14 protein-coding genes are annotated in these 18,729 nt (G+C 71.5%); 12 read left to right on the forward strand and 2 right to left on the reverse strand.

Annotated elements, in window-relative coordinates; translation table 11 throughout:
- The first annotated feature begins 24 nt into the window (after positions 1-24).
- From AB5L52_RS05335 to AB5L52_RS05355, 5 genes are all read left to right on the forward strand, one after another.
- The gene (locus AB5L52_RS05335) at positions 25-2,277 is read left to right on the forward strand and encodes a HAMP domain-containing protein (RefSeq protein WP_369362790.1); all 2,253 of its coding nucleotides are present in this window, start codon (positions 25-27) and stop codon (positions 2,275-2,277) included.
- A 14-nt stretch (positions 2,278-2,291) separates the two neighbouring features.
- On the forward strand, positions 2,292-3,755 hold the full coding sequence (gene pgsB, locus AB5L52_RS05340) for a poly-gamma-glutamate synthase PgsB (protein ID WP_369362791.1): 1,464 nt from the start codon (positions 2,292-2,294) through the stop codon (positions 3,753-3,755).
- Positions 3,752-4,234 carry a poly-gamma-glutamate biosynthesis protein PgsC/CapC gene (locus AB5L52_RS05345; protein WP_351022457.1) on the forward strand — a complete coding sequence of 161 codons (483 nt, stop codon included), beginning with the start codon at positions 3,752-3,754 and terminating at the stop codon, positions 4,232-4,234. Before pgsB ends, AB5L52_RS05345 begins: the two co-directional genes overlap by 4 nt.
- Positions 4,235-4,278: 44 nt before the next feature.
- Complete coding sequence (locus tag AB5L52_RS05350) at positions 4,279-5,370, forward strand: hypothetical protein (RefSeq protein ID WP_369362792.1); 1,092 nt, start codon at positions 4,279-4,281, stop codon at positions 5,368-5,370.
- A 72-nt stretch (positions 5,371-5,442) separates the two neighbouring features.
- Positions 5,443-7,395, forward strand: coding sequence for an ArnT family glycosyltransferase (locus AB5L52_RS05355; RefSeq protein WP_369362793.1), 1,953 nt, complete (start codon positions 5,443-5,445; stop codon positions 7,393-7,395).
- A gap of 33 nt (positions 7,396-7,428) precedes the next feature.
- Here the strand turns inward: AB5L52_RS05355 and AB5L52_RS05360 are convergent, their stop codons facing one another.
- Positions 7,429-8,592, reverse strand: coding sequence for a hypothetical protein (locus tag AB5L52_RS05360; RefSeq protein WP_369362794.1), 1,164 nt, complete (start codon positions 8,590-8,592; stop codon positions 7,429-7,431).
- An 83-nt stretch (positions 8,593-8,675) separates the two neighbouring features.
- Complete coding sequence (locus AB5L52_RS05365; RefSeq protein ID WP_369362795.1) at positions 8,676-9,356, reverse strand: hypothetical protein; 681 nt, start codon at positions 9,354-9,356, stop codon at positions 8,676-8,678.
- 417 nt (positions 9,357-9,773) lie between these two features.
- On the opposite strand from AB5L52_RS05365, the gene AB5L52_RS05370 reads away from it, so the two are divergent.
- The 7 genes from AB5L52_RS05370 to AB5L52_RS05400 all read left to right on the forward strand — a co-directional run bounded on the left by AB5L52_RS05370 (position 9,774) and on the right by AB5L52_RS05400 (position 18,697).
- Positions 9,774-10,847 (forward strand): iron ABC transporter substrate-binding protein, encoded by a 1,074-nt coding sequence (locus AB5L52_RS05370; RefSeq protein ID WP_351568505.1) that lies wholly within the window; start codon positions 9,774-9,776, stop codon positions 10,845-10,847.
- The gene (locus AB5L52_RS05375; protein ID WP_369362796.1) at positions 10,844-12,385 is read left to right on the forward strand and encodes an ABC transporter permease; all 1,542 of its coding nucleotides are present in this window, start codon (positions 10,844-10,846) and stop codon (positions 12,383-12,385) included. Before AB5L52_RS05370 ends, AB5L52_RS05375 begins: the two co-directional genes overlap by 4 nt.
- Before the next feature lies 1 nt (position 12,386).
- Positions 12,387-13,463 (forward strand): ABC transporter ATP-binding protein, encoded by a 1,077-nt coding sequence (locus AB5L52_RS05380; protein WP_351022477.1) that lies wholly within the window; start codon positions 12,387-12,389, stop codon positions 13,461-13,463.
- Between the two features lie 245 nt (positions 13,464-13,708).
- A complete protein-coding gene (locus AB5L52_RS05385) occupies positions 13,709-16,249 on the forward strand; it encodes a transglycosylase domain-containing protein (protein ID WP_351568497.1) in 2,541 nt (846 codons plus the stop codon).
- A 170-nt stretch (positions 16,250-16,419) separates the two neighbouring features.
- Positions 16,420-17,340, forward strand: coding sequence for an undecaprenyl-diphosphate phosphatase (locus tag AB5L52_RS05390; protein ID WP_351568494.1), 921 nt, complete (start codon positions 16,420-16,422; stop codon positions 17,338-17,340).
- 109 nt (positions 17,341-17,449) lie between these two features.
- A complete protein-coding gene (locus AB5L52_RS05395) occupies positions 17,450-18,103 on the forward strand; it encodes a DedA family protein (RefSeq protein WP_369362797.1) in 654 nt (217 codons plus the stop codon).
- A 21-nt stretch (positions 18,104-18,124) separates the two neighbouring features.
- A complete protein-coding gene (locus AB5L52_RS05400) occupies positions 18,125-18,697 on the forward strand; it encodes a Chromate resistance protein ChrB (RefSeq protein ID WP_369362798.1) in 573 nt (190 codons plus the stop codon).
- The last annotated feature ends 32 nt before the right edge of the window (positions 18,698-18,729 follow it).

Genomic DNA, 18,729 nt, shown 5'->3' on the forward strand with positions numbered 1-18,729 from the left:
GCCGACATGCCGATGCTTGGCGGGGTGCGCCCGCCGATAGCCTCCCTCGTCGTACTCCTGCTGGTGGTCGCCGCCCTGACCGTGATCGGCCTCGACGGCATCCAGTCCGAGCCCATACCGCAGGCCGTACTGAACGGCGAGCAGCAGATCGCCGCGGACACCGCACTGTCGGTGCGCACCGCCATCGACGTCGAGTCGAGCACGGTACGCCGTACGGCGGCCGCGTACCCGGCGACGAGCACATCGACCCCCGCGACCGCGCTCAAGGCGCTGACCTCCGCCAGGAAGGCGGTCCTCGGCAGTGCGCTGCTCGACCCGCACACCGGCAGACTGCTGGCAGCCGGCGGCAAGCCGGTGCCGCTGGCCGGGGTGGACGTCCCCGGCACGGCGTCCGGGCACGGGGCGATTCCGCCCCGGCTGGTGACGTCCGGCGGCACGCGGCAACTGCTGTACTTCGCCAGGGTCACGCTGCCCGCGCAGCAGGAGGACGCCAACCAGGACCAGAACCAGGTCCCGGGCCGGCCCGACCGGCAGTGGCTGCTCGTGGTCTCCGAGACGCTCCCCGTCCTCACGACGTACGGCGACGGACGCGGCGCCGCAGTGCTGGACGCGAACGGCACGGCGCTCGCCACCACGGCCAGCGGTATGGCATCGCCGGCCGCCGCCGACAGCGGTCTGCCCGCCGCGGCGTCCCGCGCGGCGAGGGAATCGGGGCGGGACACCGACGCCTCGGGAAGCCTGCTGGGCGCCGCCACGGGCAGCCGGCGCACGGTGGTCGGCTGGGCCCAGGTCGCCTCGACGACCGGTCCGGGCGACACCAACAACCTCGGTCTGGTGGTGCTCACCTCCCGTGCGGTGCCCACCACGACCGCCGCCGCCGACTACTCGCGCTTCGCGCTTGAGGCCGCCGGGGCGCTGGCCGGGCTCGCGCTGCTGCTCGGGCTGGCACTGCATTTCCTGGTACAGCGGCCTCTGCTGCGGCTGTACCTGTCCGCCGGCCGCCTGGCCCGGGGTGCGACCGAGGACGGTCCGGCCGCGTGGGGGGAGCTGTCCCGGCCGGTTCCGGTGCATGGCTTCGGGGAACTGACCCGGATCGGGCGGGCACTGGAGTCACTGCGCCGGCAACTGCTCGGCGAGAGCGGCCCGGAGGAGTTCCCGGCCCGGCGCGGACCGGGCTACCGGGCACTGGCCGTGGCCTGCGTGCTGGTGGTGGCCTGCTGGGCAGTGCCGATGATCTTCCTGCTGAACCGGGCGGACACCGCGACCGCGGTGCCGGCTCCGGTCCTCGCCAATCAGCAGGCGCGCACCGAGAGCGCGGCCAACCGGATCCGGCAGTCCCTCGACCAGTCGTACACCGACCTGAGCAACGTGGCAGCGGGGCTGCCGGGCAGGAGCCGGGCCGCCCAGACCGAGGTGCTGCGGCGCACCCTCGCCGACCACAAGCAGTACCGCTCGCTGTATCTCCTGGACCGCTCCGGCGGCATCGCACTGAGGGTGGGCGACACACCGCTGCGCACTCTCGTCCACGTGCCCGACGGCGGGGGGATCACCAAAGTCAACACCTCGGGCCGGATCCCGGCGATCGCCGCCTACTCCCAGGTCCGGGCCGTCAAGGGCAAGGCCCCGGCGGCCGGGGTGGTCCTGTTCGGCGAGATCGACGTGAAGGCGCTCAACTCCATTCTGCCCAGGCCGAAGCTGGGCAGCGTCTGGGTGACGGACGGCGACAACAAGGTGCTGGCGGCGAGCGTGGGCTACCGCGCCTTCCAGTCGCTGCCCGACTCCGGTCTGACCCGGCTCGCCCGCGCCACCCAGGGCGCCCCGGGGACCGCGGGCACCGCGACCTCGGCGGTGCTCCGCTCGTCCTCCGGCCCGTCGGTGGACGCCGCCGCGCCGCTGGCGCAGAGCGGCCCGACGGCACGCCTCGGCTGGCACGTGGTGACCACGGAGCCCGCGGCGGCGCTGCAGATCCCCGCGGTGCAGGCCGAGCAGCGCACCGTGCTCGCCGGGATCCTGGGCCTCGCCCTGGGGGCGGCTTGCCTGGGCTGGCTGCATGTCGTGGTGATCCGGCCGCTGCGTGCGGTCGCCGTGCTCATCGAACGGCTCGCCGGCGGAGACCGCCGTACCGTGCTGCACCCTGTCAACCACGACGAGGTCGGCTCGGTCACCCGCGGCCTGGAGCTGATGCGCCAGGCCCTGGCGGAACGCGACCGGGCGGCCAGATCCGGCCATGCCGCCGGGCTCTCCCGGTCCCTGCGTGAGACCACCCTCCAGCGGTAGAAGGACGGAATCGCGTGCTTTTCCTCTATGTCATAGTCCTGCTGTGCTGCGCCGCGCTGTGGATCGCCGGAATCATGGAGCAGCAGCGGCACTTCGCCTCGCTGGAGCAGATACCCACGCGGGTGCTGGTCAACGGCATCCGCGGCAAGAGTTCGATCACCCGGCTGTGCGCGGGCGCCCTGCGCGGCGGCGGCCTGGTCACGGTGGCCAAGACCACCGGCACCGCGGCCCGGTTCATCCACCCGGATGCCACCGAGGAGCCGGTGTACCGCAAGTTCGGGCTGTCCAACATCGTCGAGCAGATCGGCATCGTGCGGCGGGCGGCGACCTACCGGCCGGACGCGCTGGTGATCGAGTGCATGGCGGTGATGCCCGCGCTGCAGGAGATCAATCAGGAGAAGCTGATCCGCTCCACGATCGGCGTGCTGTGCAATGTCCGCGAGGACCATCTGGAGGAGATGGGGCCGACGCTGGACGACGTCGCCCGCTCGCTCTCCCGCTCGATGCCGGTGGGCGGGGTGTGCGTGACGGCGGAGAAGGACCGCTTCCACATCCTCCAGGAGGAGGCCGACGCCCGTAACTGCAAGCTCGTCTACGCCGATCCGGAGACGGTCACCGACGAGGAGCTGCGCGGCTTCAGCTGGTTCACCTTCAAGGAGAACGTGGCGATCGCGCTCACCGTCGCCGAACTGCTCGGCGTGGACCGGCAGACCGCGATGCAGGGCATGTGGGACGCGCCGCCCGACCCGGGCGTGCTGTCGGTGGAGCGCTACGTCACCCCCGAGGGCAAGCGGCTGCGGTTCGCCAACGTCTTCGCGGCCAACGATCCCGAGTCGACGCTGATGAACGTCCAGCAGCTGGAGGATCTGGGCGCGATCAGACGGCCGCTCAACGTGGTCATCAACTGCCGCCCGGACCGGGTGGAGCGCAACGGCCAGATGGGCGCGATCGTCCCCGACCTCGCCGCCGAGACGGTGTTCCTGATCGGCCACCCGACCAAGAGCGCCCGCGACGCCATTCCGGCCGGCTTCACCGGGCGGGTGGTGGATCTGGGCGGCGACCGCCGGGACGCCGCGGAGCTGACCGAGGCGATCCTCGCGGAACTCGGCCCGGCCTCCTCGCTGGTGGCGATCGGCAACATCCACGGCCAGGGCGAACTGTTCCTGGAATGCCTCGCCGAACTGCCGCTGGACGAATCCGAGGACCCGCTGGACGCCGTACCCGACGGCGACGGCCTGGACCAGGAGACCATGCAGATCGCGCTGCCCCGGCCGCGGATCGCGGTGGCCCGGCCGCCCGAGCCGGAGCCGTACAGCTGGGTGGCACCGCTGGAGACACCGGCGTACGGCTTCCACATCCCGGAGCAGCGCGAACTCGCCCGCCGGTTCGCCGCCCGCCAGGGCCGGCCCGATGGCGAGAACGCCAAGGGCGACCCGTACCAGTCCCACGATCCGTCCCAGTCCACGAGGAACCCGTGATCCCCGCCAACCTCACCGCACAGACCGCCGCACTCGGGATCGCCCTCGGGCTGATCTTCTCGCTCGTCTGCTATCTGACCACCAACCTCTCCCCCGGCGGGATGATCACCCCGGGCTGGATCGCCCTCACGCTCGTCACCGACGTACAGATGGCCGCGCTGATGGTCGGTGTGGCGGCGCTCACGTACTTCGCGACGAAGCTCGTGCAGCGCACGGTGATTCTCTACGGCAAGCGGCTGTTCGCCGCGGTGGTGCTGTGCGCGGTGCTGATGCAGACCACCGTGATGCTCGCCCTCAGCCATGAGTTTCCGTTGCTGTACACGTCACAGACTCTTGGCTTCATCGTCCCCGGCCTGGTCTCCTACCAGATGGTCCGCCAGCCGATGGCGGCCACGCTCATCTCGACCACGGCGGTGACGCTGGCCACGTACGTGGTGCTGGTCTCCGGTCTGCTGATCGGTGTCCTGCCCACCGGCTGACCTGCCCACCGCACTCTCACCTCGCACTTCCAGGAGGACCGGCCATGTACTCCCAACCCGTCGGCAGACGCAGCCGCCCGACTCGCCGCGCCCTGCTCGGGACGATCGCGGGCGTGGCGGCCGCCGGGGTTGCGGGCGGGTACGCCTGGGACCGCTTCGGGCACGGCAGCGCAGGCAGCGACGACCGCGGCGGTACGGCAGCCGACGGCACGGGCACCGGTGTGGGCGCCCGTTCCACCGCGGGCCAGACCTTCGAGCGGCTGTCCGCCCCCGACCGCACCGTGGTCCGCGCCGCCGACGGCGGCACGCTCGCCACCTTCACCGACGGCGCCCGTACGGCCGTACTCACCGGGCCCACCCGCAGCTTCAGCGAGCCGCGGACCACGGAGGCCAGCGTGACCACGGACGCCTGGGTGCGGGTGCTGCCGCACGAGTGGCAGCGGGGCATGGAGAAGTCCGCCTGGTTCAAGGGCTGGTTCCGCAAGGCTCTCGGCGACACCAGCCCCGACGTCTTCGCGGTGGCGTTCCAGTACAGCAGCGCCGGAGCGCCCAATAAGCACAACAACGCCGGCGTGCGCTACGCGGGCACCGCGCACTTCGGCCCGCGCAACGCCAAGGTCAACAACCCGCTGGACTTCGCCTACCACGACGAACAGTCCGACTTCTACGACTATCTGGGCATCGACTGGACCTTCCCGGACGGCACGCGCGTGCAGCCGGAGAAGGCCCGCTACGGCGACGTCGACTGCTCCGGCTTCCAGCGTCTGGTGTGGGGCTACCGCATGGGCATCCCCCTCCACAACACCAACGCCCGGGGCACCGGCCTGCCGCGCCGCGCCTTCGCCATCGCCGCCTACGGTCCCGGCCGCCTGGTGATTCCCGACACCGGCGAGCAGCCCACCGGTCTGGGGAGCCTGCAACCCGGTGATCTGGTCTTCTTCGCCATCATCAAGGACCGGCCGAACTTCATCGACCACTGTGGCATGTACATGGGCCTCGACGACCAGGGCCGGCACCGGTTCTACTCCAGCCGGTCCGCCGCCGACGGCCCTACCCTGGGCGACCTGTCGGGCCGCTCGCTGCTGGACGGCACCGACTTCTACGCCCGCGGCTTCCGGGCGGCCCGCCGCCTGTGAACCCGCCGCCCGATGATCCCGCCGCCTGTGCACCGCCGCTTCACCTGACCTGCTGATCCGAGGACCACTGCCATGACCGCCATACCCGCCGTCCAGCCCACCGGCGCGCACCGAGGCCGCCGGGCGGCGACCCGCCGCTTCGGCATGCCGGAAGACGCCCCGCGCTGGGAGCGCCCCGCGCTCGCCACAGTGCTGGTCGTCGCGACCTTGCTGTACGGCTGGGGCATCGGGCAAGCCGCGCTCCACCCCTACTACGGTGCGGCGATACGGTCGATGGCGAGCAGTTGGCAGGCCTTCTTCTTCGGCGGGCTCGACGCCAGCGGTTCGATCAGCATCGACAAACTGCCCGGCGCCTTCTGGCCCGACGCCGTCTCCGTCTGGCTCTTCGGCCCGCACACCTGGGCGGCCGCGCTGCCGCAGGTCGTCGAGGGCGTGCTCACCGTCTGGCTGCTCCACCGGATCGTACGGGCCTGGGCAGGGCCGTTCGCCGCGCTCATCGCCGCGCTGACGCTCACCCTCACCCCGGTCACCGTGGTCCTCAACCGGGCCACCATCCCGGACACCGCGCTCACTCTGCTCCTGGTGGCGGCCGCCGGAGCGCTGCAGAAGGCGGTGCGCACCGAGCGGCTGCTGCCGCTGATCACCTGCGGGATCTGGGTCGGGCTCGCCTTCCAGACGAAGATGCTGCAGGCGTGGCTGGTGCTCCCGGTCTTCGCCGCGGTCTACCAACTCGCCGCGCCCGGAACCCGGTTGAACCGCGCCCTGCGCGTCCTGCTGGCCGGTGCGGTCGCCCTGGCGGTCTCCTGCTCCTGGGTGCTGATCGCCTGGGTGACACCGGCCGCCGACCGCCCGTACCTCGACGGGACGTCCGGCAACGATCCGTTCGCCCTGGTCTTCGGCTACAACGGCCTGAGCCGCTTCAGCAGCGATTCCACCGCGTTCGGCGCCGTCGCGGGCACCGCCGCCAGCCGCACCACCGGCAACACCGGCTGGGACATGCTGATCAACCACACGATCGGCCCGCAGATCGCCTGGTTCCTGCCGCTCGCGGTGCTCGCCGCGGTCCTGGGCGTCGTCTGGCGCACCAGCCGGCCTCGAACCGACCTGCTGCGCGCGGGATTTCTGATGTGGGGGGGCTGGCTGGCCGTGCACGCCCTGGTGTTCAGCTCCTCCAACGGCAACCACGCCTACTACACGGCCGTCATCGCCCCGGCACTCGCCGCGCTCACCGGCGGCGGGCTCGCACTCTTCCGATCGGAGTACGAGTCGGGGTACGAGTCGGGGTACGAGTCGGGGCAGAAGGCGGAGCACGAGGCGGGCGGCCGGCGGCACCTGGCGCTGCCGGCTGCGATCGTGCTGACGGTGGTGTGGGCGCTGGTGCTGGACTGGCCGACCCGATTCGTCTCCTGGCTGCTGCCGGTCGCTGTGATGCTCGCGCTGTGTGGTGTGGCGGGCCTGTGGAGCCGCGGGCCGCGCACCTCCCCGCGGATGGTCCACGGCGCCCTCGCCGCCGGGATCGCGGCCACCCTGGTCGTACCGGCCGGCTGGGCCGCGTCCAGCCTCAACCCGCTCTACGCGGGCCCCGCCACCTCGCCGGTGACCGGTCCGGTCGGCAGCGCGTTCCGCGACGGCACCCATCACCGCCACGCTCCGCGGCGGACCGGACTCGACCGGCCCAGCGCCCGCGACACCGCCCTGCTCGACTACCTCACCACGCACCGCCACGGCGAGAAGTACCTGCTCGCCACCCAGGCCGCCTACACCGCCGAGCCCCTGCTGCGCGCGAAGTCCGAGCCCCTCCTCGTCATGGGAGGCTTCACCGGCAACACCCCCTTCCCCACCGCCCAGCAGCTCGGCACTCTCGTCGCCACGCACCAGCTCCGCTACGCCCTGCTCACCACCCAGCGCCCCACCACTGCCGCCACCAAGTGGGTGAAGTCCCACTGCACCCGCATCCGGCCGACCGCCTACGGCCGCCACACCGACGGCAGCTTCGCCCTCTACGACTGCAACCCCCGGAACTGAGGCGACAGCCCCGCGTCGGCGAACTGTCCGCGCTCAGCCCCGAGTTCCGTAACCAGTCGGGGTCAGGGGCCCGGCCGTGGCTTCGAGGTCCGAGTGCAGCATGGGGAGTGTCTCGCCGGTGAAGGAGGGCACGTAGGGCCACATGACCGTTTGCCGGGCCCAGGTCGCGGGGGTGACGGCCCATACGACGCCGTTCCGGTCCGTGACGTGCGGCCAGCCGTACGCGTGGCCGCGAGCCACGTCGGCGCGCAGGCGTGCCACCAGGTCGCCGGGGACCGGGGTGATCCGGGGACGCGGTGGGGTCCAGCCCGGAAGCGGCCCCCGGAAACCGACCCCGTGCCGGCGGCGGAGCAGGATCACCTCGATCACGGCGGTGACGGTCACGCCGACGGGACCGGCGAACAGGGCCACGAAGTAGGCCGGGGGCGGGTCGGCGTGGGGGTAGGCGTAGGCGAGGTCGATGAAGAGGGCGTGGCCCGCCGCGGTCAGCCAGGCGAGCGGGACGCAGGCCAGGGGGCGGACGAGGGGGTGGCCGCCCACGCTGAAGGCGTTGCGGTGGATCAGGTAGAGGACGGAGCCGAAGAACGCCGCGAGCCAGGGGCCGAGGATCAGTGAGACGAGCAGCGTGGTGACCGAATCCGGGTGGTAGTTGGCCCCGCCGTGACTGGCCCAGTACACGAAGAGGCCGCAGAACGCCGCTGTGATGAACGCGGTGGCCAGGGGGCGCGTGGTCATCCGGGCGACCGTCCCTCTCGTGCCGGGGCGGGCCAGGGCGACGAGCGGCACACAGGCCAGCAGCAGTGACACCGGCCCGGTGCCCAGCATCAGGAGACTGTCACCGAACGCGTCGTCGATCACGCCGTTCATGCCGGTGCCGGTCGCCAGCCGGATGACGAACACGAGGAGGCCGAGGCCCAGCAGCACGCGCGGCAGGAGCAGTCGTTCGATGACGGGATCGATCGCCTGCTCGGCGACGGCGGACGCGACCGGCCGGCCGTACCTCCCGGGCAGTGCTCCCGCTCCGGCGAGGCTCACGATGTCAGCGGCGGTGAACCGGAAGAGGCGGAACGGCCCGTAGATGCGGCGGGCCAGTCGCCACGGGAGGAAGACGTCGAGCACCCATGCGGCAGGTCCACCTGACTGGGGCGGCGCGTCGGCGCGGTAGGGCGGCCGGTCGTAGACGTCGGCAGCTGTCATGGTGGCGTTCCCCCCGGGTCCCGATCTGCGACGACGCCATGATGGCAGCTCAATGCCGGGGTCCTGGAGGGATTTTGAGTCCGTCACTGCCCGATGGTCAGGGCGCACCACGGCGCCGAGCGGGGTGTGACGAGGCACCACCCCCAGGACCGCAGTGTCCGAAGGGCCGCGGCGTCGCCGCGGTCCACCACCGTGACACCGAGCACGGCGGGGTGGCCGTCGAGCACGGCCGTGTGATCGGCGAGCAGCCTCCGCTGCAGACGCCGGGCGAGGTTCCAGTCGCGGCCCTGGTCCTGGGTGCGCACCCGGGACTGGACCACGAGACCGGAGATGGCGAAGAGCCTCCCGGACGCGGCGAACCGGAGCAACTCCCGCGGGAGACGCTCGTCCAGACCTCGCCACCAGGGCCCGGACGCGCGTACCGGAAAGCCGTAGGCGCATCCCGTCACCACGGCGCCTTCCCCGTGGCGGGCGGTGTCCTCGGCCCCCGTGGTGCCGGCCGCCTCCGGCAGTTCCTCCAGCACAATCCGCTCCGCGACCAGCAGGGTGAAGCCCGGCCGCTGTACCTCGGCGGCAAGGCGCCTCAAGAACAGCTCGCGGTCCTGGTCACGGGCCCCTGGATCGCCTCCGGAGGTCTCCGCGTACAGGTCGCCGAGTTCCTCCAGCCGGTCTTCGATCTGCCATCGCGACAGCGGGCGGATGCGCTCCCCTTCCAGGGGGGACGGCCCCTGCCGACCTCTCCGGTCGGGCCCGTGCACGGTCATGAGCCGCATCCTGTCCCGGGTCCGGACGGAGCCGGCCCGGAGTCGTCGTCCGCCGAGAACGGCGCCGTGTGGGACAGACGCGCGAAGAGCCCTCGGCACCTTCACCGTACTCCGTCGGTCACGGCCTCCCCTTCGAGCACCCGCTGTCACGCTTTGGTAACCGTTGGTGCGGCCGACGGTGATGAGGCTGTCATGAGGACGCTATGAGCAGGCTATGAGGTGGTCAAAAATGCACCTTGAAAGCCGGTCAAAATATCACTTTCAGGATCCGAGAGTGGCCGAATGATGACTTGTCGACGCCCCGAGGGCGTGTTTTCAGGCAAGGCTTACCTAAGTACGGTAGCCGTGCTTTGTTGCTGACGGGCGGGTGCCGTGGGGGCGGTGTCGGCGGCCCGTGTGTCTCACTTCGGAGGTCCCATGTCTCGTGTCGTCCTGCGGTCCGCGCGCCGGTCCGCCGTGCTGGCGACGGCGGTGTCGCTGTCGGCCCTGGCACTGGCGGGGTGCAGCGGTTCGAACGACTCCGGGGGTGCGTCGGACACGGCGTCGGGTGGTTCGCTGAAGGGGCAGACGATCACCGTCTACAGCGGTCAGCACGAGCAGACGGTCAGCGCGTTGGTGAAGGACTTCCAGGCGCGGACCGGCATCAAGGCCAATGTCCGCTCGGGTGACGAGGCGGAGCTGGCCAACCAGATTCTCACCGAGGGGCCTGCCTCCCCGGCGGACGTGTTCTTCGCGGAGAACCCGCCCGCGCTCACCACCCTGGAGAACAAGGGCCTGTTGGCCAAGGTGAACGCCGCCACCCTGGCCACCGTGCCGTCGGCCGACAGCTCGGCCAAGGGCGACTGGGTGGGCGTCTCCGCCCGCGAGGCCGCGTTCGTCTACGACACCGGCAAGCTCAAGGCGGCCCAACTGCCCGCCGGCGTCAAGGACCTGGCCGGCCCGGCCTGGAAGGGGAAGCTCGGCATCGCGCCGAGCGAGACGGACTTCACCCCGATCGTCACCAGGATGATCAGGACAGCGGGCGAGGCCGGCGCGAAGAGCTGGCTGGCGGGGCTGAAGGCCAACAGCAAGGTCTACGGCAGCAACGAGGACCTGGTCGCCGCGGTGAACCGGGGCGAGGTCGAGGGCGGCGTCATCGACCACTACTACTGGTACCGGCTGCGCGACGAACAGGGTGCCGCCCACATCCACAGCGCACTCGGCTACTTCGCACAGGGCGACCCCGGCGCGCTGGTGGACGTCTCCGGAGCGGCCGTCCTCTCCCACGGCAAGCACCAGGCGGCAGCTCAGGCGTTCCTCGCCTATCTGACCGGCAAGCCCGCCCAGCAGATCATCGCCACCTCCGAGAGCTACGAGTATCCGCTCGCCGCCGGGGTGAAGAACAGCAAGGTGAGCCGGGCGCTGACGGCTTCCGGGCCGGTCGTGCGGGCCGGTGACCTCGGTGACGGCAAGGACGCGCTGCAGCTCCTCCAGACCGTCGGCCTGCTGTGAGGACGCTGCGTACGGCGCCGGGCCCGCTGCCGCTGGTGGCGGGTCTGGTCGCGCTGCTCGTCGCCTCGCCGCTGGTGTTCGTCGGGCTGCAGGCCGCACAGGCGGGCGGGGACACCGCACACCGCCTGCTGGCCCGGCCTGTGGTGGGCACGCTGCTGTGGCACACCGTCGCCCTCACCACGGTCGTCACCGCCGGCACGCTCGTGCTCGGCTTCACTGCCGCCTACCTGGTGGAACGCACCGACCTTCCGGCGCGCCGGGCGTGGACCGTGGCGCTGGCGATGCCGCTCGCCGTGCCGGAGTTCGTCCACGGCTACTCCTGGGTCTCGTTGTTCCCCTGGGTACAGGGGTACTGGGGTGCGGTGCTGGTGATGACGTCCTCGCTCTATCCGCTGGTGTTCCTGCCGGTGGCCGCCACACTGCGGCACGCCGACGCCGCGGCCGAGGAGGTCGCGCGCAGCCTGGGCCGCGGCCGGCTCGCGACCCTGTGGCGGGTCACGCTGCCTCTCACCCGCCCCGCCCTGGCGGGCGGCGCGCTGCTCGTGTCGCTCTATCTCCTGGGCGAATACGGCGCGTTCGCAATGCTGCGCTACACCACGTTCGCCACCGCGATCTACAACGAGTTCCAGACCAGCTTCGACATGGCCTCCGCCAGCCTGCTCACCCTCACCCTGGTCGGTCTCGCCCTGCTCCTCGTGACGCTCGACGCGCGTGCGGCGCGGCGCGGCCGGGTGGTGCGTGAGGGCACCACCGGGCGGGGCTGCGCTCCGGTGGCCCTGGGCCACTGGAAGCCGGTCGCCGCAGGCGCGTTGGCGGCGGTGGTGGGGGTGACTCTCGGGGTGCCGGTCTTCGCGCTCGTCCACTGGCTGGTGCGCGGCAGCTCCACCACCCTGCCGTCCGCCTCCATCGTGACCGAGACGGCGACGACCCTGGGGTACGCGCTGACGGCGGCGGCCCTCGCCACCGCCGCCGCGGTGCCGGTGGCGCTCTATTCCTGGCGCCGCCCCACCCGCCTGGCCCGCACCGTGGAACGCGCCGCCTACCTGACCAGGGCACTGCCCGGCATCGCCGTCGCCCTGTCGGTGGTGTACTTCGCGATCCGCTACGCCCAACCCCTCTACCAGCAGCCGTCGTTGCTGGTGGCCGGGTATGTGGTGCTGTTCTTCCCGCTCGCCCTGACCTCCGTACGGGCCTCGCTGGCCCATGTGCCGCACGGCGTCGAGGACGTGGCGCGCTCGCTGGGTGTGCGCCGCATCCTCGTTCTGGGCCGGGTCACCCTGCCGCTGATCCTGCCCGGCCTCGGCGCGGCCTTCGCGATGGTCACCCTCACCGCGAGCACCGAACTCACCGCCACGCTGCTGCTGCGCCCGACCGGTACCGAGACCCTCGCCACCCAGTTCTGGGTCTACACCACCGGGCTCTCCTACGGGGCGGCGGCGCCGTACGCCGCCGTGATGGTCGCCCTGTCCGTGCCCGCCGTCCTGATCCTCACCCGCCGCACGCTCGGCACTCGCGCAACCGCCCCAAGGGAGAACTGAGATGACCGGCCAGCCGGGCCTGTGGATCAGGCAATTGACGGCCGCACACGGCCGCAGCACGGTGCTCACCGGGCTCGACCTCACCGTCGAGGACCGGGCGCTCGCCTGTGTCCTGGGCCCCTCCGGCTGCGGCAAGAGCACCCTGCTGCGTATCGTCGCCGGCTTCCACCCCGCCACCCGGGGCCAGGTCACCCTGCACGGCCGCAGCCTCGACGACGGCCGCACCAGGGTCCCGGCCGAGCGCCGGCGCATCGGGTACGTACCGCAGGACGGGGCGCTCTTCCCGCACCTGACCGTCGCCGCCAACATCGGCTTCGGCCTCCCCCGCGCCGCCCGCCGCGAGCGCGTGGCGGAGATGCTCGGCCTCGTCGGGCTCGACGGCCTCGCCGACCGCCATCCGCATCAGCTCTCCGGTGGCCAGCAGCAACGCGTGGCGCTGGCCCGGGCCCTGGCGCCCCGTCCCCAACTCCTCCTGCTGGACGAACCGTTCGCCGCCCTCGACGCCGCGCTGCGCACCGAACTGCGCACGGAGGTCGCCGCCACCCTGCGCCGGGCGGGCGCCACCGCGATCCTGGTCACCCACGATGTGGACGAGGCACTCGCCTTCGCCGACACCATCGCCGTGATGCGGGACGGCCGCATCGTGCAGACCGGCACTCCCCACACCCTCTACCACCAGCCGGCGGACGCGGGCACCGCCAGAGCCCTGGGCGAGGCCAACCTGCTGCCCGCCAAACCCGCCGACGGATACGCCACCACCGCCTTCGGACCCCTGCCCCTCACCACCGACACGCAGCAGGACGGTGTCGTCATGCTCCGTCCCCACCAGCTCCGGATGACGTCCGAACCCGGCCCGCACACGGTCCGGGCCCAGGTCACCGCCTGCCTGTTCCGGGGGCACGACCACCGCGTCGAGTGCGCCCCGGAGTCCGGCCTGGACCTGCCCGAGCGTCTCGTCGTCTACCTGGACGCCCCGCCGCCGGCGGTCGGCAGCCAGGTCCATCTTCGGGCCCAGGGCCCCGCCCATCCCCTCCACACCGAGGACCGCCCGGCCAGGACCCAGACCGTCGCGTCGTAGCGACCGGCGAGGAGTCCTGCGGCGCCGGTGGCATCGCGCCGGTTCTGGAACGGCGGAACCAGCGGGCCGTCGGACTTTGCTCGGGGCCGGTTGCCTTCGCACGCCGGGCACCGCTTAGTCTTACAGCTTGTAGTAGGTTCCGGGAGCGTCAGTCCCCCCAGGCCAGGCCCCCCTCGCGCAGCACGGCGGGGCCGGCCGACTTCGCAGCGGCGGGCGGGTCTGTGCCTGGCTGAGGAGTGGCGAGTATGAGTGAACACCGGCGCCGGACATCGGGGCGGACCGGGCCGTCCGGCACGGACGGCATACCGCACGGCGGCAGGGCCGAGGCGCGCAGGGCCGCCCGGGGCGACGGCGGACGAGGCCGCCGTGCGCAGGGCGCACGGCGTGCGGACGCCGGACGCCCCGGCAGGCGCGCGGCGGACCCGGGCACCGCGGGCGCCGGGCGCGGAGCCCCGCGCCGCTTCATCGACTACCCGCGGGCGGGCAGGCGGGGCCTTCGCCGGTGGCTGCCCTCGTGGAAGCAGGTGCTCGGCACCTTCCTGCTGTTCATCGGCGGCATACTGGCCTTGTTCTCGTACGCCTACGCCACCACGACCATCCCGAGTCCGAATCCCAGCACCCAGCAGCAGAGCAACACCTACTACTGGTCCGACGGCTCGGTGATGACCACGCAGGGGTCGACCAACCGGCAGAACGTCGACCTCGCCCAGGTCCCGAAGCTGGTGCAGTGGGACTTCCTCGCCGCGGAGAACGCCACCTTCTACAGCGACCCCGGCATCGACACACAGGGCATGCTGCGCGCCGTCTATCACATGGCCACGGGCGGTGAGGTGCAGTCCGGGTCCACCATCACCCAGCAGTTCGTGAAGAACACCTACCTCACCCAGGACCAGTCGGTCACCCGCAAGCTCAGGGAGATCCTGATCTCCTTGAAGATCGGCAACCAGCTGTCCAAGCAGCAGATCCTGCAGGGCTATCTCAACAGCTGCTACTACGGGCGCGACGCCTACGGCATCGAAGCGGCCGCCAACATCTATTACCACGTGCACGCCTCCCAGCTGACCGTCAGCCAGGGCGCGTTCCTCGCGGCCACGGTCAACGAGCCGAGCGTGATGATGCTCGCCGACACCGACCCGCAGGCCAAGGCCCAGGCCACGGCGCGCTGGAAGTACGTGCTGGACCGCATGGTCACCACCCACAACATCAGCCAGGCGCAGGAACAGCAGTATCTCGCCGCCGGGTTCCCCACGCCCAAGCCCTACACGCCGTCGGCCGGGATGTCCGGACAGACCGGCTACCTGGTGCAGACCGCGGAGAAGTACGTCGAGGCCCACTCGTCCCTCACCGACCAGCAGCTCGGCCACGGCGGCTACCAGATCTACACCACCTTCGACAAGAAGAAGGTGAAGGCCCTTTCGGCGTCCGTCGCGGCGATGGAGCGGAAGCACCTCGATCCGAAGCACCGGTCGGCCGACAAGAACGTCCAGGTCGGCGCGGCGTCCATCGACCCGTCGACCGGCGCGGTCGTGGCCCTGTATGGCGGGGCGGGCTGGGACAAGGGCCACTGGACCGACAACGCGGACGCCACCGGTGTGCCGGTCGGCTCCACCTTCAAGCCGATCGACCTGGCCGCCTCCCTCGACCACGGGGCCGTGCTCTCCCCGGGCCAGCCGGCCTCACCGATCACCCCGGCATCCAAGTTCAACGGCAACGACGGCATCACCATCAAGAACCAGCAGGGCCAGGAACTGCCGGACTCGAACGACCCCACGGGGCTCCTCCACCAGCGCAACGACGTTCCCACGAAATGGGGTTACATCCCCCTGCGCAAGGCGATGGAGCAGTCGGTCAACACCCCCTACGTCCAGCTCGGCGAGTACGTCGGCTACGACAACGTGGAGGGCGAAGCCCTCAAGGCGGGCCTGCTGCGCAAGAGCCTGCAGTACGACACCCCCGGCTTCTACATCGGCACCTCCACCCCCTCGGCGATCCGCATGGCCGACGCGTACGCCACCTTCGACGACAGCGGCGTCCAGCACGAGCCGTACTCGGTGACCAAGGTCGTCACCGAGGGCCGGCAGCTGCCCGGTTTCGGCAAACCCAAGGGCACCACGGCCATGCCCGCCTCGACCGCCGACACCGTCACCGACGTCCTTCAGGACGTCGTCAAGAACGGCACGGGCACCAACGCCCAGGCCCTCGGCCGCCCGGCGGCGGGCAAGACCGGAACCACCGACGACTACAAGTCGGCCTGGTTCATCGGCTACACCCCCCAACTGACCACCGCGGTCAGCATGTTCAAGGAGGACCCGAAGAACTCCGGCCTGCAGTCGATGCAGGGCGTCGGCGGCTTCTCCAAGGTCTTCGGCGCCGACATGCCCACCGAGGTGTGGACCGGCTACATGACCGCTGCTCTCCAGGGCCAGCCCGTCCAGCAGTTCCCGCCCGCACCGCAACTGGGCCAGAGCACCAACGAGTACGGCGCCCCGTCGCCCACTCCCTCCCCCACCGCGAGCACCCCGCACGCCACCTCGTCCGCATCGGCCACGCCGAGCCCCTCCGCCGGCCCGTGCCACCACCGGAAGAAGAACTGCCCCGATCCGAGCCCGACCGACACCTCGGGCGCCACCACCGGCGGCGGCTTGACCGGCGGCGCGGGCGACGGCGGGCTGATCGGCGGCGGCACGAACGGCGGTACCACCGGCGGTGGTACAACCAACGGCGGCACCGCCGGAGGCGGCACCTCGCCCACGCCCAGCCCCTCCCGCCCCGGGCGGCATCCGTAGACATCAGTAGAGGGGGGCCGGTGCACGGTGAACCTTGCGCGTCGTCGAGATGAACACCTCGCGCCGGCCCCCCAGGTTTTACAAGATGTAGTAGTTTTCTGACTGGCCGGAGCCGCTGCGAGCGTTCCCCGAAGCCTCACCCTGCCTGGATTCCGAGTCGAAGGCCATCGATGTCCGTCCTGACCTACCCCGAAGCCATAGGCGTCGGCCTGCTGCAAGGCGTCACCGAGCTGTTCCCCGTGTCCAGCCTCGGGCACAGCATCCTCATCCCCGCCCTCCTGGGCGGGCACTGGAAACACGACCTGGACGTTTCCGCCGCGGATTCCCTGTACCTCAATGAGCTGGTCGGCCTCCACCTGGCCACCGCTCTGGCGCTGGTGGTCTTCTTCTGGCGCGACTGGGTCAGGGTGACCCGCGGACTGTGGACCTCGATCACCCAACGCCGCATCCAGACCGTGGACCAGCGGCTCGCCTGGCTGATCATCACGGCCTGCATCCCCGTGGGCGTCGCCGGCATCGCACTCGACAAGGTCTTTCGCACGACGCTCGGGCGGCCCGTGCCGACCGCGATCTTCCTGGCCCTCAACGGCATCGTCCTCTTCGTCACCGAAAAGCTGCGCCGCGGCGGCACGGGCCGCAGGCGGGCCGGGGACGCCGTCGCGCCGGGCGAGGAACACCTGAGCCCGGACGAGCTGTCGGACCTGCGGATCACCCGGATGACCATCCGCCAGGCCCTCACCATCGGCGCCGCCCAGATCCTCGCCCTGCTGCCGGGTATCAGCCGCTCCGGATCGACCATCAGCGCGGGCATCTTCAAGGGCCTCAACCACGAGGACTCCGCCCGCTTCGCGTTCCTCCTCGCCACACCGGTCATCGGCGGAGCCGCACTGCTCAAACTGCCCCCGCTGCTCGGCCCCGAGGGCAACGGCCTGCGCGGGCCGCTCCTGGCGGGCAGCGTCGCCGCCTTCATCGCGGCCTACCTCGCCACCAAGTTCCTGGTCCGCTACTTCGAGAACCGGACCCTCATCCCGTTCGCCGTCTACTGCACCCTGGCCGGGCTCGGCAGCCTGGTCTACTTCACCATCGGCTGACCGGCGGCCACTCGGCCGAGCCGCTCCGAGATTCGCTCTCTCCTGAGACGTGCCATGCGCTCCCGCACCGGGTAACCCCGCGGCGGCGCGTGGCAGGAAAGGACCCCGGGTGTTCCAGGCCCTCAATCCGCTGGATGCCACCTCGTTGCTGACGACGCTCGGCACCGCGGGCGTGTTCCTGGTGCTGTTCGCCGAGACCGGCCTGCTGATCGGCTTCTTCCTGCCCGGTGACTCGCTGCTGTTCACGGCAGGGCTGCTGTGCACGACCACCCGCGACGGTGTGCATCTCTCGCTGCCCGCCGTGCTGGCCGCATCCGCGGCCGGAGCGCTGCTCGGCGCCCAGGTCGGTCACCTGCTCGGGCGCCGCGCCGGCCGGGCGTTCGTGGCCCGTACCACCAACCGGCATCTGGCGAACGGGGTGACCCGGGCCGAGGAGCTGCTGGCCCGGTACGGCCACGGCAAGGCGATCGTGCTGGCCCGGTTCATCCCCGTGGTGCGCACCGTGCTCAATCCACTCGCCGGGATCGTGGGCGTGCCCACCCGCACCTTCGCGCTCTGGCAGGTCACCGGCGGGCTGGCATGGACGGCCGGCCTGGTCCTGGGCGGGTACGCCCTCGGGTCCAGCATCCCGAACGTCGACCGCTATCTGCTGCCCCTGGTCGGACTGATCGTCGTCGCCTCGCTGCTGCCGCTGGCCCTGGAACTCCTGCGCGCCCGCCGCGAGAGCCGCGCGGCAGAGTCGGACCACAAGCACACGGTGTGAGATGTAACGCCTGATACATTTTTGAGTGTGGCGCACACGGAACCGGCGGGCAACTGGCTCGTCCTCGTGATCAAACTGCCCGCCGAGCCGTCCAGGCACCGGGTGGCCGTCTGGCGTGAGCTGCGCAGGATCGGCGCCCTCTCGCTCGGTCAGGGCGTGTGGGCCGTACCGGACGTGCTGGTCTTCGCCGAGGGCGTCGCCCGGGCGGTGGAACTGACGAACGCGGCCGCGGGCCAGGTGGTCACCCTGAACGCCGCGGGTCGCAGCGCCGGGGACGCCGCCCGCTTCCAGGCACTGTTCACCGCTGCCCGGTCCGCGGACTGGACGGAATTCCTGGCCGACTGCGGCAAGTTCGAGGCGGAGATCGCCAAGGAGATCCGCATCGCCAAGTTCACGCTGGCCGAGCTGGAGGAAGAGGAACAGTCGCTGGAACGGCTGCGGCGCTGGCACCGCGACCTGACGGCGCGCGACGTGTTCGGCGCCCCGGAGGCGACCGAGGCCGGACTGCGGCTCAAGCAGTGCGCCGCGACCTGCGACGACTATGCGGAGAGGGTCTTCGCGGCCTTGCACCGGTCGACGGAGACCGAGCGGTGAGCGCGCCCACGACCGCCACCTCCGCTCCGGCC

Source organism: Streptomyces sp. CG4 (assembly GCF_041080655.1).
Classification (GTDB): Bacteria; Actinomycetota; Actinomycetes; order Streptomycetales; family Streptomycetaceae; genus Streptomyces.

Excerpts from the sequence above, each read along its gene's own strand:
- AB5L52_RS05380 (WP_351022477.1), top strand. The coding sequence starts at position 12,387 with ATGACCGGCCAGCCGGGCCTGTGGATCAGGCAATTGACGGCCGCACAC.
- AB5L52_RS05365 (WP_369362795.1), bottom strand. The coding sequence starts at position 9,356 with ATGACCGTGCACGGGCCCGACCGGAGAGGTCGGCAGGGGCCGTCCCCC.
- AB5L52_RS05360 (WP_369362794.1), bottom strand. The coding sequence starts at position 8,592 with ATGACAGCTGCCGACGTCTACGACCGGCCGCCCTACCGCGCCGACGCG.
- AB5L52_RS05350 (WP_369362792.1), top strand. The coding sequence starts at position 4,279 with ATGTACTCCCAACCCGTCGGCAGACGCAGCCGCCCGACTCGCCGCGCC.
- AB5L52_RS05390 (WP_351568494.1), top strand. The coding sequence starts at position 16,420 with ATGTCCGTCCTGACCTACCCCGAAGCCATAGGCGTCGGCCTGCTGCAA.
- AB5L52_RS05370 (WP_351568505.1), top strand. The coding sequence starts at position 9,774 with ATGTCTCGTGTCGTCCTGCGGTCCGCGCGCCGGTCCGCCGTGCTGGCG.
- AB5L52_RS05355 (WP_369362793.1), top strand. The coding sequence starts at position 5,443 with ATGACCGCCATACCCGCCGTCCAGCCCACCGGCGCGCACCGAGGCCGC.
- AB5L52_RS05385 (WP_351568497.1), top strand. The coding sequence starts at position 13,709 with ATGAGTGAACACCGGCGCCGGACATCGGGGCGGACCGGGCCGTCCGGC.